This window comes from Sporomusa sp. (assembly GCF_057736855.1).
Genome location: NZ_JBYKYF010000040.1, coordinates 1 through 15,189, shown reverse-complemented (window position 1 = coordinate 15,189; position 15,189 = coordinate 1). Strand labels below are relative to the sequence as shown.

General features: G+C 45.0%; 14 protein-coding genes. 12 read left to right on the top strand and 2 right to left on the bottom strand.

Annotation, left to right across the window (positions count from 1 at the left end; all coding sequences use genetic code 11):
- From AC29Z1_RS04525 to AC29Z1_RS04480, 10 genes are all read left to right on the top strand, one after another.
- A partial coding sequence (locus AC29Z1_RS04525) for an enolase C-terminal domain-like protein (protein WP_488270267.1) occupies window positions 1–740 on the top strand: 740 nt, incomplete at its 5' end.
- Between the two features lie 82 nt (window positions 741–822).
- The gene (garR, locus tag AC29Z1_RS04520; protein ID WP_488270266.1) at window positions 823–1,707 is read left to right on the top strand and encodes a 2-hydroxy-3-oxopropionate reductase; all 885 of its coding nucleotides are present in this window, start codon (window positions 823–825) and stop codon (window positions 1,705–1,707) included.
- A gap of 35 nt (window positions 1,708–1,742) precedes the next feature.
- Entirely contained in the window at window positions 1,743–2,177 is a 435-nt protein-coding gene (locus AC29Z1_RS04515) for a tripartite tricarboxylate transporter TctB family protein (protein WP_488270265.1), read from the top strand.
- 34 nt (window positions 2,178–2,211) lie between these two features.
- A complete protein-coding gene (locus AC29Z1_RS04510; protein WP_488270264.1) occupies window positions 2,212–3,723 on the top strand; it encodes a tripartite tricarboxylate transporter permease in 1,512 nt (503 codons plus the stop codon).
- Window positions 3,724–3,766: 43 nt separating this feature from the next.
- The gene (locus AC29Z1_RS04505) at window positions 3,767–4,789 is read left to right on the top strand and encodes a tripartite tricarboxylate transporter substrate binding protein (RefSeq protein WP_488270263.1); all 1,023 of its coding nucleotides are present in this window, start codon (window positions 3,767–3,769) and stop codon (window positions 4,787–4,789) included.
- Window positions 4,790–4,964: 175 nt separating this feature from the next.
- Complete coding sequence (dapA, locus tag AC29Z1_RS04500; protein ID WP_488270262.1) at window positions 4,965–5,858, top strand: 4-hydroxy-tetrahydrodipicolinate synthase; 894 nt, start codon at window positions 4,965–4,967, stop codon at window positions 5,856–5,858.
- 87 nt (window positions 5,859–5,945) lie between these two features.
- The gene (locus tag AC29Z1_RS04495) at window positions 5,946–7,247 is read left to right on the top strand and encodes a nickel pincer cofactor-dependent isomerase, group 22 (RefSeq protein WP_488270261.1); all 1,302 of its coding nucleotides are present in this window, start codon (window positions 5,946–5,948) and stop codon (window positions 7,245–7,247) included.
- Window positions 7,248–7,304: 57 nt separating this feature from the next.
- On the top strand, window positions 7,305–7,727 hold the full coding sequence (locus AC29Z1_RS04490) for a PPC domain-containing DNA-binding protein (RefSeq protein ID WP_488270260.1): 423 nt from the start codon (window positions 7,305–7,307) through the stop codon (window positions 7,725–7,727).
- A 105-nt stretch (window positions 7,728–7,832) separates the two neighbouring features.
- The gene (locus AC29Z1_RS04485) at window positions 7,833–9,209 is read left to right on the top strand and encodes a hypothetical protein (RefSeq protein ID WP_488270259.1); all 1,377 of its coding nucleotides are present in this window, start codon (window positions 7,833–7,835) and stop codon (window positions 9,207–9,209) included.
- A gap of 55 nt (window positions 9,210–9,264) precedes the next feature.
- Complete coding sequence (locus AC29Z1_RS04480; RefSeq protein WP_488270258.1) at window positions 9,265–10,359, top strand: DUF362 domain-containing protein; 1,095 nt, start codon at window positions 9,265–9,267, stop codon at window positions 10,357–10,359.
- A gap of 74 nt (window positions 10,360–10,433) precedes the next feature.
- Here the strand turns inward: AC29Z1_RS04480 and AC29Z1_RS04475 are convergent, their stop codons facing one another.
- The gene (locus AC29Z1_RS04475) at window positions 10,434–11,582 is read right to left on the bottom strand and encodes a glycerate kinase (protein ID WP_488270257.1); all 1,149 of its coding nucleotides are present in this window, start codon (window positions 11,580–11,582) and stop codon (window positions 10,434–10,436) included.
- Between the two features lie 203 nt (window positions 11,583–11,785).
- On the opposite strand from AC29Z1_RS04475, the gene AC29Z1_RS04470 reads away from it, so the two are divergent.
- Window positions 11,786–12,949, top strand: a complete 1,164-nt coding sequence (locus AC29Z1_RS04470; protein WP_488270256.1) for a CdaR family transcriptional regulator — start codon at window positions 11,786–11,788, stop codon at window positions 12,947–12,949.
- On the opposite strand, the gene AC29Z1_RS04465 is transcribed toward AC29Z1_RS04470, so the two are convergent.
- Window positions 12,946–13,527, bottom strand: coding sequence for a YueI family protein (locus AC29Z1_RS04465; protein ID WP_488270255.1), 582 nt, complete (start codon window positions 13,525–13,527; stop codon window positions 12,946–12,948). The genes AC29Z1_RS04470 and AC29Z1_RS04465 overlap by 4 nt on opposite strands.
- A gap of 253 nt (window positions 13,528–13,780) precedes the next feature.
- On the opposite strand from AC29Z1_RS04465, the gene AC29Z1_RS04460 reads away from it, so the two are divergent.
- Window positions 13,781–14,515 carry a DUF169 domain-containing protein gene (locus AC29Z1_RS04460; RefSeq protein WP_488270254.1) on the top strand — a complete coding sequence of 245 codons (735 nt, stop codon included), beginning with the start codon at window positions 13,781–13,783 and terminating at the stop codon, window positions 14,513–14,515.
- The last annotated feature ends 674 nt before the right edge of the window (window positions 14,516–15,189 follow it).

The window sequence follows — 15,189 nt, the reverse complement described above, 5'->3', positions numbered from 1 at the left end:
GTTTTAATGATTTTAAATTAAAAGGCGGTGTACTCCGCGGTGAAGAGGAAATTGAGGCAGTTACGGCTTTAGCCAAACGTTTTCCGAATGCCAGGATTACACTTGATCCGAACGGCGGTTGGCTGCTGGAAGATGCCATTCGGCTTTGCCGCAATATGCATGGCATTTTGGCGTATGCGGAAGATCCATGCGGTGCTGAAAATGGCTATTCAGGCCGTGAGATTATGGCTGAGTTCCGTAGAGCCACCGGCATACCCACCGCAACGAATATGATTGCCACCGATTGGCGGCAAATGGGGCATACCATTCAGTTGCATTCAGTAGACATTCCACTGGCTGATCCTCATTTCTGGACAATGCAGGGTTCTGTAAGAGTTGCACAGATGTGCCATGAATGGGGACTTACCTGGGGATCTCATTCTAACAACCACTTTGATATTTCTTTAGCGATGTTCACTCACGTAGGGGCTGCGGCACCTGGAAAGATTACCGCCCTTGATACCCACTGGATCTGGCAGGATGGTCAACGCCTGACCAAAGAACCGCTTAAAATTGAAAACGGCATGGTTACAGTTCCTGATAAACCCGGTCTCGGTATCGAAATCGATATGGAGCAAGTAGAAAAGGCTCATGCATTGTACATTAAGATGGGGTTAGGTGCCCGTGATGATTCGATAGCTATGCAATATCTGATACCAGGCTGGAAATTTGATAATAAACGTCCTTGCTTGGTGCGCTAAGCTTGCTGATTGCAGGAATGTTTTATAAAAGGATATAGGAACATTCCTAGAGAATAAAATAAATGACGGAGGTTATGTAAACATGAAGATTGGTTTTATTGGATTAGGTATTATGGGTAAACCCATGAGCAAAAATTTGATCAAGGCTGGCTATGAACTGGTAGTGCTTGATACCAACCAAAAGGCTGTAGATGAGGTTGTTGCCGCTGGGGCAACGGCTGCTCCTACGCCGAAAGCTGTAGCCGAACAAACTGACATTATTATCACCATGTTGCCTAACTCCCCGCATGTAAAAGCCGTAGTATTGGGTGAAAACGGTGTCATTGAAGGCGCTAAACCAGGTGCTGTTGTCATTGATATGAGTTCGATTGCTCCGCTGGTTAGCCGTGAAATTGCAGAAAAACTTGCCGCTAAAGGTATTGAGATGCTGGATGCGCCAGTAAGCGGCGGTGAGCCTAAAGCTATTGATGGCACACTCTCGGTTATGGTTGGCGGCAAGAAGGAAGTATTTGACAAATGCTATGATGTTATGAAAGCTATGGCAGCATCTGTTGTTCTTACTGGTGACATTGGTGCTGGTAATGTAACCAAATTAGCTAACCAAATTATTGTTGCTATTAATATTGCGGCCATGTCCGAAGCGCTTGTTCTGGCTACTAAAGCTGGTGTGGAACCAGAATTGGTTTACCAAGCCATCCGTGGCGGCCTAGCTGGCAGCACTGTACTTGATGCTAAGGCTCCGCTGGTTATGGATCGCAAATTTGATCCAGGCTTCCGCATTAACCTGCATATCAAAGACCTTGCCAATGTATTGGAAACCTCGCATGAAGTTGGCGTACCGCTGCCACTTACTGCCGCTGTTATGGAAATGATGCAAGCCCTGAAAGTGGATGGTATGGGTGATAACGATCATGGCAGCCTGATCCGGTACTATGAAAAATTGGCTAACATTGAAGTAAAACGGTAGTTTCGATTAAGTTCAGGTAAAAAGGCGGACAGAAAATGACAAAACACGAACGAATAGCAGGGCTGATTTTGCTTTTGCTCGGTATTGCCGTAGTGTATTATGGTGTTTCTGTGTTAACGATGGGTACAATTCAAGAACCTGGCCCTGGTTTCTTTCCGGTTATTTGTGGCTCAGGCATCGCAATTCTGAGTGCACTTTGGTTTGTAACCTGTCTGAGACAAGAAACCTGTGTGACGCCGTTATGGGGTGAGGGGGAGTGGCAAGCTCCCCTGACCGCCGTCATTTTAATTACGGTATACGCAGCATTGATGGAACATATTGGTTATGTATTATCTACACTGATTTTTCTGATTGGTTGGCAACAGGCGATTGAACGTGAGACCTGGATAAAGACGGGTATCATCGCTATTGTCGGCACCGCGGTTATGTATGCAATGTTTTCATATTTGCTGGGAGTGCCATTGCCGTAAAGAATATTAATAGCTGATAAAAAGGTGGCTTACTATGGAAATATTTCAAGGATTAATTGACGGCTTTGCCATAGCGTTGACAGGCACCAACCTGCTGCTTTGTTTTGTAGGTGCGTTATTAGGTACGGCTGTAGGCGTACTGCCTGGTTTGGGCCCATCGGCCACAATTTCTTTGCTGCTTCCGCTGGTTTACTCACTGGGTTCACCGGCATCGGCACTGATATTTTTAGCTGGGATATTTTACGGAGCTATGTACGGCGGATCGACAACCTCGATTTTGCTTAAGATACCGGGAGAGGCAGCGTCGGTTGTTACTGCGATTGACGGATATGAAATGGCGAAAAATGGGCGTGCCGGTGCGGCGTTGGCGATAGCGGCTATCGGTTCCTTTATCGCCGGTACAGTAGGGGTTATTGGTTTAACCTTTGTTGCGCCACCACTGGCAGAATTTGCACTGCAGTTTGGTCCACCGGAATACTTTGCGCTGATGCTCATCGGTCTGTTGTTAGCCGTATTTTTAACAGGTGGATCAGTCATCAAAGGCACCATTATGCTCCTTATGGGAATCCTGTTGGCCAATGTTGGCATTGACCCGATCTCAGGTAAAGAAAGATTTACATTTGGTGTTCTGTCACTGGCAAATGGCTTTGATTTCGTAACCTTAGCCATGGGGTTATTCGGCTTAAGTGAAGTATTTATTACTCTGGAAAGCAAGGGTGGAGCTGAATTTGTTACCAAAAAAATTGGCAAGCTCTTTCCTAATGCTCAGGAATGGGCAGAGTCTAAATGGGCGATCGTCCGCGGTTCAATCATCGGATTTTTTGCCGGGGTTATTCCTGGCGGTGGTGCCGTAGTGTCATCCCTGACCTCATATGCGGTGGAAAAACAATTATCTAAAAATCCAGAACAATTTGGCAAAGGAGCCATTGCCGGTGTCGCCGGTCCTGAATCGGCGAACAATGCAGCATCCAGTTCTTCGTTTATCCCACTGCTAACCCTTGGTATTCCCTGTAACGCATCTATTGCCATGATTTTTGCAGCCTTGTTAGTGCAAGGCATTACCCCGGGGCCGTTTTTGATTTCCGAACACCCTGATGTCTTCTGGGGAGTTATCTCTTCTATGTATGTGGGAAATGTCATTCTGCTTATATTGAATTTGCCGTTAGTTGGGTTATGGGTACGGTTAATCAAAGTTCCGTTTGGTATTTTAGGGCCAATCATTGTGATGTTTACTGTGGTAGGCTGTTATAGTCTAGAGAATGACATGTTTAATGTGTATATGTTCATTCTGTTCGGAATTCTCGGATATATCCTGAGAAAACTCTGTTTTGATCCTGGTCCTATGGTTATGGCGTTTATTCTTGCTCCGCTCATAGAAAACGCTCTACGTCAATCTCTTCTGATGTCTGCCGGTGATATGTCTATCTTTGTTTCCCGGCCGATTTCCGGCACATTGATGGGGGTTTTCGCCTTAATTATTCTCGGACAACTTTACGTAGCGTTTAAAAACAGAAACAAAGCCGCTGCATGTGTTGTAGAGAAGTAAAGCTGTTTCTTTGATGGAGCAAATAATTAAAAGGGGGAAAAACATGTTTAGTAAAATCAGAAAAAGCAAATGGAAGGCTGTAGTTGGCGGCTTGTTAGCCGTAGCTATGCTCAGCCTGGCCGGATGCGGCAAGGCACCGGATGCTAAGGAGGCCAGCAAGAAGGCGGCCTTCAAACCAGAACAACCAATAACGATGGTTGTACCGATGGCTGCGGGTGGATCTACGGATATGCTTGCGCGTGCTATCGAAAAAGTTTGGTTAAAATATTGCCCTCAACCGTTGCAAATCGTTAACAAGCCTGGTGGTGGCGGGGTAGTCGGTTCTACCTATGTATCTCGCAGCAAGCCTGACGGTTACACTTTGCTCATGGGACTTGGTTCAGGCCATGACTTAGTAATGCCTCATATTCAAAAGGTAGAATATAACTATGCTAAAGACTTAACTGTTGTTTCGCGGATGTCGGTACACACCGTAGTAGTGCTTGCTCCAGCCGATTCGCCGTTTAATTCGGTTAAAGACGTAGTTGACTATGCGAAAAAAGAAAACAGGCCAATTACTGCTGCTGTATCCGTAAAAGCCGGTGCTGTTGACTTGGTAATGCGCGGTTTGGCGCAAGCAACTGGTATCAACATTACCCCAATTCCTCATTCCGGTGGCTCACAGGCATTGACTTCTTTGATGGGCAACCAAACCGATATCGGTGGTTCACATCCTTGTGAAGCTATGGCGCAAATTAAAGCCGGTCGGGTAAAAGCTCTTGGTATTGCTACATTAGAACGCGATCCTGCATTGCCTAATGTTCCGACCTTGAAAGAACAAGGCATTGACTTCTACACTTGGGGTTCCATTAAAGGTATAGCTCTGCCGAAAGATACTCCGAAAGAAATTGTTGAATACTATGACGGCATATTTAAGAAAATTTCCGAAGACCCTGAATTCAAAAAAGCTATGACTGATATGATGCAACCTATTATGTATCTTGGACCAGAAGAATTCACTAAGAACCTGAAAGAAGCTAGTGATGATTATGCCAAACTGATCAAAGCTACCGGTTTGGATAAATAGTCCCATAACAACAGCAGCATTGCAGCAGGTCAGGCAGACCTGACCTGCTGCAACTATCTTTGGTTCTAGAAAAATATGAAATCATTTATGTCTATGTGGGCATACCTGGTCTCATGTGATTTGATGTTTTTCTAGAACACAGGAACAGCAAAATGACACAATGGAGGAATAGCAAATGATGATGAAACCCCATGGAATTATTCCCGCAGTGGTAACTCCGCTCACCCCGGAAGGTAAGTTTAATGAAAAGGCAATGCGCAAATTAATTAACCACCTGATTGATGGTGGTATTCACGGCCTATTTATAACCGGAACTACAGGTGAATTTTACGGCCTCACCCCAGAAGAAAAAAAGGAGATCTTCCAGGTAACCATCGATGAAACCAAAGGCCGGGTTCCGATTTATGCTGGTACAAACGGAATTACTACCCGTGAAAGTGTTATGTTAACGCAATTGGCTGAAGAATGTAAGGTAGACGCTGTGTCAGTCTTGACGCCCATGTTTATTACTCCTAATCAGGATCAGTTATATAAACATTATCAAACGATTGCTGCCAATACTTCACTGCCAGTAATACTATATAACAATCCACCTAAAACCGGTGTGAATCTCGCGGCAGCCACGGTAGCCAAATTGGCTGAGATCCCTAATATTGTTAGCATTAAGGATTCTAGTGGTGATCTTACTCTTACTGCTGAATACATCCGTTTGACTCAGGGCTGTGAGAATTTTAATGTCCTTATGGGACGTGACACCCTGATTTATGGAGCGCTCTGCTATGGTGCAGCCGGTTCCATTGCTTCTTGCGCCAATGTGGCGCCGAGAATTTGTGCGGATATTTATGATAAGTTTATGGCCGGTGATCTTAAAGGCTCGCTAGAAGCACAGTTTAGATTAGCTCCGCTGCGTATTGCATTTGGTATCGGTACCTTCCCGGCAGTTATCAAAGAATCGCTGGCAATGCTGGGCATCGATGTCGGACCTTGTATGGATCCAGTAGGTCCGATGACAATCGAAGAACGCGAAAAACTTCGCCAAGTGCTTATTGGGATGGGGCTGCTCAAGTAAGTTCTAAGGTCGCTTATCTCACAAGGTTGTAGTAGCCTGGTGAGCAGCGACCTTTATTTGTAAATAACTTTCAAGGTGGTGGCTAACATGTCTATTATTACGAAAATGCTGCAAGATGTGGCTTTGCCCAAAATGGTCAAAATTAGGCAGAAATTCCCAGCCGCAGAAATTCAAGATGTTGCGCAAACCCTGCGGGAACAGATTGGCCGGAGAGAAATTTGCTCCCGAGTTCAGCCTGGGATGCGGATTGCGATCGCAGTCGGCAGCCGTGGCATGGCCGATATCGCGTTAATAGCCCGGGTAGTTGTCGAAGAACTAAAAAAGCTGGGAGCACAGCCGTTTATTGTTCCGGCTATGGGGAGTCATGGCGGGGCTACGGCGGAAGGACAGAAAGCCGTGCTCGCCCATCTCGGGATTACCGAAGAAAGTACTGGCTGTCCAATTCTATCATCCATGGAGACCGTGGAGCTCGGCACAGTGCCAAGTAGTGGTTTACCGGTATTAATAGATAAGTATGCTTATGAAGCAGATGGTATTGTTGTTATTAATCGCATCAAAGGACACAATGCGTTTAGTGGGCCGGTAGAAAGCGGTTTGTGTAAGATGATTGCCATTGGTCTAGGCAAACAAAAGGGAGCAGATGCTTGTCATGCTTATGGTTTCAAACACATGGCTGAGCAGGTTCTGGCCATGGCGGAAATTAAATTGGCAAAAGCTAATTTCTTATTTGCTGTTGGCACAGTAGAAAATGCCTATGACCGGATTGCCAAACTTGTTGTTGTTTTGCCACAAGACATTATCGAAACCGATAAAACGTTATTAGTGGAAGCAAAGGCAAACTTGCCTAAGATTCTCTTCAATCATATTGATGTCTTGGTTGTCGATCAGATAGGAAAAGAATTTTCCGGCGGCGGGATGGATGTTCATACTATCGGCCGGTCTTCTACCGACTATGCCCGCTCAGCGGTAGAATCGCCGGAAAGACTGGTAGTGCTTGATGTTAGCGACTATAGTGAAGGCAATTGCTGTGGTATGGGATTGGCGGATTTAACCACCAGGCGATTATTTAATAAAATTAATTTTGAATATACTTACGCGAATGTACTGACATCCACAGGCACTCGGTCCGGTCGGATACCCCTAATCATGGAATCAGACCGTTTGGCGATTCAAGGAGCCATTAAAACTTGTGGTGTTCTTGATCTTAATCGTCTTCGCTTGGTGCGTATTCCCAATTCGCTGCATCTTGAGGAAATTTATATTTCAGAATCCATGCTTGAAGAAGCAAAAGCTTGTGCCGATATAACCATACTTACTGAACCCCGCGAGTGGGTTTTTGATGCTAATGGTAACCTGCCTGATATCGGCTTTGTGAATAAAGAAGGTTAGTCTAAGATAAGTAAAGTGGGTTGTTGATTTTATAGATAACACAGGGGAGGGGCTGTTATGAAATATGCCCGTTTTGGTTCAAAGTATATTGTTAGAGTTGATAAGGGTGAGGAGCTAGTTAGCACCATTAAAAGTTTTTGTACAGATCATTCAATACAATTGGCGTCAGTCAGTGGTATTGGCGCATTACATAAAGCCAATATCGGGATTTTTATTCAGGATACGCAAAAGTATAAATCGACAACCTTAACCGGTTCTATGGAAATTGCTAGTCTTACAGGCAATGTGTCGCAGATGAACGGCGAAATATACGTACATGTACACATTGTCATTACCGATGAAACGTATAATGCTTATGGCGGTCATCTGAATGCCGGTTGGGTCGGCGCTACGGCAGAAGTCATGATTGACGTGATGGATGGGCAGGTAGAGCGCACTTTTGATAAAGAGGTAGGACTTAATTTACTCAAGCTTAGCTAAACCAAAGCGTGTATGGCAGTGCTACAAACTAGCGCATGATGGATCTGACGACCTCAGTTCTACTACGCCTACGCTAAGCATGAGTGCTCCAGGCAGGAGAAGACAATGAAACAATTTTGCAAAATTGGCCTTTTAGTGTTAGCTGGTCTGCACCTGATAAAACCTTTTGTCAATCTTGACATAGCCGTACCGATAGGTATGGCAGCCGTTGTTGTACTTGTTTCCGGTATGACGATAATGGGGAAAGGTTTTTTTAAAGCAACGCTGACCTTTTTGAGTATTGGAGTGGGGCTGCTGCTTTATGCTGCACAGCCACTGCCAGTTTGGCTTACGGCAGTTAATTCCATGACCAATGTGATTGCTATCCTTGTAGTGATGCAGACCTTTTCGATTCCGATAAAAATAGGTGAATATCATACCTCGATACAATATTGGGTGAATAAATCTTTCAAAGGGGAAGGCCCCCTTTTCCTCTTTACTACTGCAGCTACTCACGTTTTTACCAGCTTTTTAATGTTTGGTGCCATTCCGATCATGGTATCGCTTATGGAACATACCCTGAAACATTCGGTGACTAATTATAAGCGATTTATGTCGGCGGCGATTTCACGCGGCTATGCACTCGCATCTTTATGGGCTCCTGGGGCCATTAATCTGTTTCTAGTGATTCAGGCTACTGGCGTAAACTGGTCTGCCGTATTTGTGCCTGGCATGGTATTAAGTCTGATTGGCATAGTTATCTCGTATTTGCTTGAATCCAAACATTATCTGAAACCACATACGGAACAGTCAGTTATATCTAAAGTACAAGATAAGGTTGGTGATAAACAGGCTGGACGCAGAATGATTCATATTTTCTTAGTCGTTATTGGCCTGATATCACTTACTCTGCTGTTTGATAGGCTGCATATGGGGGCCACGTATAACCGCATTATACTGTCCGGGTTTATTGTTATTGTGGTCTGGCTTTGTTGGCTTAGTCGCGGATTGAATATCAAGGCGGCAGTCATGAGTTACTGGCAGGAAGGCGTTCTTAAAACCGCCGACCTGGCACCTTTCTTTATTGCTATGGGGATTTTCTCTACTGCTTTGGAACACTCTGGCTTTATGGTCATGCTGCAAGCTGGCTTACAGCAAGTTGCTGGCGCCCTGGGGCTGTTTACTGTGGCTTTGATACCGCTTATTATTATCATTGCCGCAGTGCTGGGGCTCCACCCGTTCATGACGATTGTCATGTTTGGCAAAATCCTTACATTGCTGTCATTGCCGGTTACTTCGCTGACTTTGGCACTGTGTCTTGCTGTGGGCGGCTCTATTTCCTATATGGTTTCACCGTTTGCCGGCCTTATTCTGACATTGGCAAAAATGATTGATGGTAAAGCCGAGGAGGTAGCCATACGTTGGAATTGGCGATTTTGCCTGATATACTTTGTTATAGGATTATTCTTTGCATACTACTGGGGTCAAACCGTGTTACCATAGCGGACGAAGGGATGGGCTGAAAGTAAGAAGATAGGGAAGTAAAGGGGATAAACGTATGAGGAAACAGGAGATTCATGTAATATATGGTACCAATTACCGGCAGATGGTAAAAGAGTTGCTGACTACAATAGAACTGGCGAGAGAATTGCATAGTCAAATGCATGTGGCGATTAAACCGAACTTGGTGGTTGCCAAGGAGGCCAGTCAGGGGGCAACCACCACTCCGGCCATTATTGAAGGTATTATCGAGTATTTGCAGGCCAATGGCATAAAGAATATCAGCATTATGGAAGGGTCCTGGGTAGGTGATGATACCAAACGCGCATTTAGGGTTTGTGGCTATACAGCAATTGCCCAACAATATGGTGTGGCGTTATATGATTTAAAAGAAGATGATTACCTGATCCAACAGGTTGAGGAACTTGAACTTAAGGTCTGTAAGCGGCCGCTGGCAGCGGATTTTCTGATCAATGTACCTGTACTTAAGGCTCATTGCCAGACCATGCTGACTTGTGCATTGAAAAATCTAAAAGGCTGTATTCCTGACAGTGAAAAACGGCGATTTCATAAATTGGGCCTAATGAAACCCATTGCTTATTTAGGCAAAGCACTTACGCCAGGAATAACCATTGTTGATGCCATAGCCGGTGATCTTACGTTTGAAGAGGGTGGCAATCCGGTACAGATGGATAGAATCTTTGCCGGACGCGATCCAGTTTTGCTTGATGCCTATGCTGCCTGGCTGCTGGGGTATTCGCCGGAAGATATTGAGTATATTCGTATTGCCGAGCGTATCGGTGTAGGTTCTGCCGATTTAGCCGGGGCCCAGATCATCGAACATAATACCGAACATAAACATAAAAGCCAGTTTAGGCCATCCAACCGTGCCAAGAAATTGGCGCAAAAGGTCATAGCCAAAGAAGCGTGCTCTGCTTGTTATGGCAGTCTGATTCATGCATTGCAGCGGCTGGATGATCATGGTACTCTTCATTTGCTCAAACAGCCTGTTTGTATCGGGCAAGGGTATCAGGGGCAAGCTGTCAACGGATTAGGCATAGGCCAGTGTTTGCGTCAGTGTGCTCATTATGTACCGGGCTGTCCGCCAACTGCCAAAAGTATTGTTGATTTTTTAGAGAAGCATTTACGTTAATAGTGCCAGGAAAAAAGGGTCAACCAATGATAATCGGTTGACCCTTTGGTTACCTGCAAGGTTTTATATCCTGCTTATCTGCAGTTCATGTTGTTGCCAATGCGTAACAGACGGCACATTCTGGCTGTTGCCGCTTGTACAAGTGTAGCAGCCGAACTTACGCATTCGTCAAGTGACATCGGATGGGGGACAATGCTCATTACCCCGTCAATACCGTGTGCTAACACCTGCTCGTGGTCTTTGCCTAAACCGCCTGACAAGCAAACCGTAGGAACGCCATAGCGTTGGGCGATTTTGGCTACTCCTACAGGAGCTTTGCCAAAAGCGGTTTGAAAATCGGTATTACCTTCACCGGTAATCACTAATGTTGCGTCTTTAACCATGTTTTCAAAGCCGGTAGTCTCCAGTACGATTTCTACTCCGGGCTTAAGTTGAGCGTTGGTGAAATATAGCAGACCGGCACCCAATCCTCCGGCAGCACCTGCTCCCGGCAATTCAGCTATGTCCTTGCCAGTAGCTGCTCTGGCAACACTGGCAAACTGGTTAAGGGCAGCATCCAATTCGGCTACCATCGCCGGTGTAGCTCCTTTTTGTGGTCCATATACAGCCGATGCGCCTCTAGGTCCACACAGTGGATTGTCCACATCGCAAGCCACCAGGATCGAGGCCTCATGTACTCTTGGGTCCAGTCCGGAAAGGTCAATGGTCGCTAAGCTGGCAAGGGCAGCGCCACCATACGGGAGTTCCTGGCCGGCAGCATCGAGAAATCTAACGCCCAAAGCCTGGGCCATACCAGCGCCACCATCATTGGTGGCACTACCGCCAATACCGATAATTAATCTTCTGATACCTTGTTCTAGGGCTGCTTTTATCAGTTGGCCTGTACCAAAAGTAGTGGTGATGCGTGGGTCGCGTTTATCCTTGGGAACCAAGGGTAGACCTGAGGCAGCTGCCATTTCAATGACTGCCGTTTCTCCGTCACCTAACAATCCCCAAAAGGCTTCGACAGGTTCACCTAAAGGTCCGATGACTTCTTGGTGAATGATCCGTCCGTTGGTGGCTGTAACCAGGGCTTCTACGGTTCCTTCACCACCATCAGCAATCGGTACTTTATACACTTCGGCTTGCGGGAAAACCGCAAGGATTCCCTGTTCCATGGCAGTGGCTACCGCTACTGCTGACAGGCTGCCTTTATAGGAATCGGGAGCTACGACAATACGCATCAAGCATCACATCCTCACTAAAAAGAACTATATATGTTTATTGTACTGATAATTCTAAACTATTTCAATTATTGCCACTGACTAACATTGTAGGCAGTAAAACTGTGAAAATTAGTTACTTTGCACAATAAAAGTGCAAGATAATGCCATCAATTATCAGTATTTATAATATGATATCAACAGTAACGTAAGGTGGGAGCATTATGATCATTACTGCCGAATTAGCACAGCAGATTGTAGATAACATCATGCCTCTGGTGCAGCAGAATATAAATATTATGGACAATGCAGGGGTTATTGTTGGCTCAGGACAAAAGGATAGGCTTAATACCTATCACCAAGGAGCTATGGAAGTGATCCGCACAGGGGAGGTTGTTGAGATCTTTCCCGAAGATGTGGAGCGCTATTCAGGGGTATTGCCAGGCTTAAACTGGCCCATTATCCTGGGGAACCAAGTAGTTGGGGTGGTAGGGGTTTCCGGTCATCCCGATATGGTGAGAAATACTGCAAGACTGGTAAAAATGGTCACAGAACTCATTTTAGAGCGGGAAACTCTTGTCGAAGAGTTCAGAGCCAATCTACAGCTCAAAGAACAATTTATGCAATATGTACTGTCTGATGGTTATCAGGAAAACCCGGTACTGCAAACTGCCAAATTACTGCGTTTTAAGCTAGATTTGCCGCGGCTGGTTGCCGTTGCTTCGATTGGTCCCATTATCCAGGATGCACGTAACCACTATGGAGTGCATGATTTGGTGACTTTTCGAACCAGGGAAACACTCACCCAACTATTGGATAACTCTACACTCATTGATGCGCGTGACATGTTCATTATTTTGGATGATGAGTTAATTATTCTCAAATACTTCCCGGAAGATGCCGGTCAGGACGAGTTTTATCAATGGGGCTTAGAAATACTTACCTTGCTTGACGGCGGACATGGGTATCAAGGGTTACGTATCGGATTAGGCAGTTGTACATGTTTGCCGGCAGAACTTCATGAATCTTACAAAGAAGCGATATTTGCAAAAAAACATAAACCGATGGGTGCAGCGGTAACTTCCATTTATGATTTTGATATACTTGTCGCTTATGTAATCCAAAAGTCGGGAGCTATCGAATCATGTTTAGCGTTGAAAAAATTAAAAGAAATCATCCTGACAAAGCTTGACTGTAAATATGACATGCGAAATACCGTCAATGCCTTGTTAGACAATAATATGAACATATCATCTGCTGCTAAAGCGTTATTTATTCACCGCAATACTATGGTTTTCCGCTTAGAAAAATTAAAAGAACTGACAGGATTATGTCCCAGCCAGTTCCTCAATCATGCGATACTCTGCCGGATACTTTTTAGCAGCTAATCCTCATGAACCGGGCAGCGTTCACCCATAAGTCGGTCCAGCCAGGTAAGCTCTGAATAGTTTATGACTTCACGCGGGTCAATGGCTAGAATATTTTTTAGACAATGTTCGCAAATTTTTTTACCTGCACTGGCAATTAGCTTTTCAGAAGCTCCCAGCTTTTTCAGTCGTAGCTGACGATTGCTAATAGCGATATTTTCGATATTGACGGCTTCGCTGCTAGCTACGACGAGGCCTGCCGCCTGGGCGTAGCCAGAATCCGAAACCATAGTGTAAGCTTTCTGATGTTTTCTGGCTAATATTTGATATTTATTTGTATAATGAGCATCTAGCCGGCTGTTGATAAGCAATTTCTGAAATTTATCATGTTTCATGGCTTCGCTGATTTCCGGATATATGGCAGCTTCTTTTACCTGTTCTTGCGTAAGGAAGGCGATAACCTGCTCCCTGAATACGCCTAAATAAGCCTGTTTTTCTTCTTTCTTGATTTCCGGCCCGCCGTGCAGGCCTGCGAGGAAGGTTTGCTCCAACGCGTCTTTTTGGTTCCAAACTTGTCCGATTTTGTTGGTATCATTCATTTTTATATTGCCTCCTGCTTTTAAGCCAATACGTAACTTGTAGTAAGGCTGCTTGCCGCATATATTAGTATGCCTAAGGACGACTATGCGGGCGAAGTCCGTTTTATGTTACTCTGATAGGCTATATTATGCCTGATTTGGATGAAAGATGGAAGACAATAGTATTCGGCTACAACAGTAATAGCAGGAGAAGCAGTGGTGAATCGCTAATAAATATATTGAAAATTCTAACGAAATCAAAGGAGGGATTACTATGCGTAGTGTGATTGCAGAGCGGTTAAAACTGAGATACTCTCCCATAGCGATACTATTTACTAATGAAAAACCCGCTGATGCGCTGGAGTTTACCGAAGGGCGCTGGGGGTGTGCCGTTGCCATGTTAACGGCTGCTGCTAAAGGGCGGCAGGCTGTATTTAGCCGCAGCACGTTTGGTTGTTTAGGTGGCGGTGTCGGTTTAGGATTCGGCAATATGTATGAAAAATTTCCTGGAGGTATTGAGTACTTTCTGTCAACAGGCAAAGAAGGCTATCGGGAAGGCGAGGCATATAAAAAGACACCAGAGTTGGCAAGCAGTTTTGTTGAGGCTTTGCCGATTCGCGAAATAGCTGAGCAATTCGTTGTGTTTAAGCCGCTTTCTGAGGTGATTGAGGAAGAACCACGGGTTGTTGTGTTCTACGTCAACCCTGACCAGTTGTCGGCACTGGTCGTATTGGCCAATTATGGACGTCCGGGAAATGACAATGTAATTATCCTCTTTGGTTCAGGTTGCCAGACGACATGCCTGCTGCCCTGGAATGAAGCTTCGCAGGAACGTCCCAAGGCTGTTGTTGGTATGACAGATATTACGGTTCGCCCGCTTATTGATGCTGATTTGCTGTCATTTAGCGTACCTTTCAGCATGTTTAAAGAAATGGAGGACAATGTACCAGGCAGTTTCCTGGATAAACATGCTTGGCAGAAAGTGGCTGACCGTATTTCCGCAAGATAGTTATCGCATAGCCACTGATGTCCTGCGGCGGAGGTACTGCTTTATAGGACATCAGTTATATAAAAATAGACATAGATATTGAATTTTTTCATAAAATAGATAATAATAAGAAAAGCAGATTGCTTATATGTTGCCCTTCATTGCTTTTAGGGAGCGGACAGATTTGTTGGAGATAGTCCTTACAATATTGACGATATTAAATAGCCTGGAGTTTGGTCCTGAAATGAGGGGTATAGGCAAAACGTTTTTCGAATTATCGTTTTTATGGTTTTTGCATCCCCGGCCAATTTATGCAAACGTCTGAAAATATCTGCTTGCTTTTTTTCTTGTGGAATCCTATAATTTAAGATAAGAACCAATTTGCTTAGGTCTGTGGTTGAAAGTCGATGCCAGTCGCAGGCGAAACGACCCACGTAAGAAGTCCAAAGTGGCTTTGAGCATGGTGCGGCTTAGATGTAAGTCCTGCCGGTCCAAAAAACTAGAGTTACATAATATTGGTAGATCGAGAGAGGTAGTAGTGAGGGGATTGAATTCCTAGTAGCGACCCTTCCTGCAGGCGAGTGTGGGGTCAAAGACCAGGTCGGCTAAGCAGTGGTTTTTAAATTCATAAGGTGAGGGGATTTCATTAATGGCGTTTCAGGACAAAACTCTTAAGTGCAAGGACTGTGAAAAGG

What these genes read in the sequence shown, in the direction of transcription:
- AC29Z1_RS04475 (WP_488270257.1), bottom strand. Translation starts at nt 11,582, where the DNA reads ATGCGTATTGTCGTAGCTCCCGATTCCTATAAAGGCAGCCTGTCAGCA.
- AC29Z1_RS04490 (WP_488270260.1), top strand. Translation starts at nt 7,305, where the DNA reads ATGAAATATGCCCGTTTTGGTTCAAAGTATATTGTTAGAGTTGATAAG.
- AC29Z1_RS04510 (WP_488270264.1), top strand. Translation starts at nt 2,212, where the DNA reads ATGGAAATATTTCAAGGATTAATTGACGGCTTTGCCATAGCGTTGACA.
- dapA (WP_488270262.1), top strand. Translation starts at nt 4,965, where the DNA reads ATGATGATGAAACCCCATGGAATTATTCCCGCAGTGGTAACTCCGCTC.
- AC29Z1_RS04485 (WP_488270259.1), top strand. Translation starts at nt 7,833, where the DNA reads ATGAAACAATTTTGCAAAATTGGCCTTTTAGTGTTAGCTGGTCTGCAC.
- AC29Z1_RS04480 (WP_488270258.1), top strand. Translation starts at nt 9,265, where the DNA reads ATGAGGAAACAGGAGATTCATGTAATATATGGTACCAATTACCGGCAG.
- AC29Z1_RS04460 (WP_488270254.1), top strand. Translation starts at nt 13,781, where the DNA reads ATGCGTAGTGTGATTGCAGAGCGGTTAAAACTGAGATACTCTCCCATA.
- AC29Z1_RS04505 (WP_488270263.1), top strand. Translation starts at nt 3,767, where the DNA reads ATGTTTAGTAAAATCAGAAAAAGCAAATGGAAGGCTGTAGTTGGCGGC.
- AC29Z1_RS04470 (WP_488270256.1), top strand. Translation starts at nt 11,786, where the DNA reads ATGATCATTACTGCCGAATTAGCACAGCAGATTGTAGATAACATCATG.
- AC29Z1_RS04495 (WP_488270261.1), top strand. Translation starts at nt 5,946, where the DNA reads ATGTCTATTATTACGAAAATGCTGCAAGATGTGGCTTTGCCCAAAATG.
- garR (WP_488270266.1), top strand. Translation starts at nt 823, where the DNA reads ATGAAGATTGGTTTTATTGGATTAGGTATTATGGGTAAACCCATGAGC.
- AC29Z1_RS04465 (WP_488270255.1), bottom strand. Translation starts at nt 13,527, where the DNA reads ATGAATGATACCAACAAAATCGGACAAGTTTGGAACCAAAAAGACGCG.
- AC29Z1_RS04515 (WP_488270265.1), top strand. Translation starts at nt 1,743, where the DNA reads ATGACAAAACACGAACGAATAGCAGGGCTGATTTTGCTTTTGCTCGGT.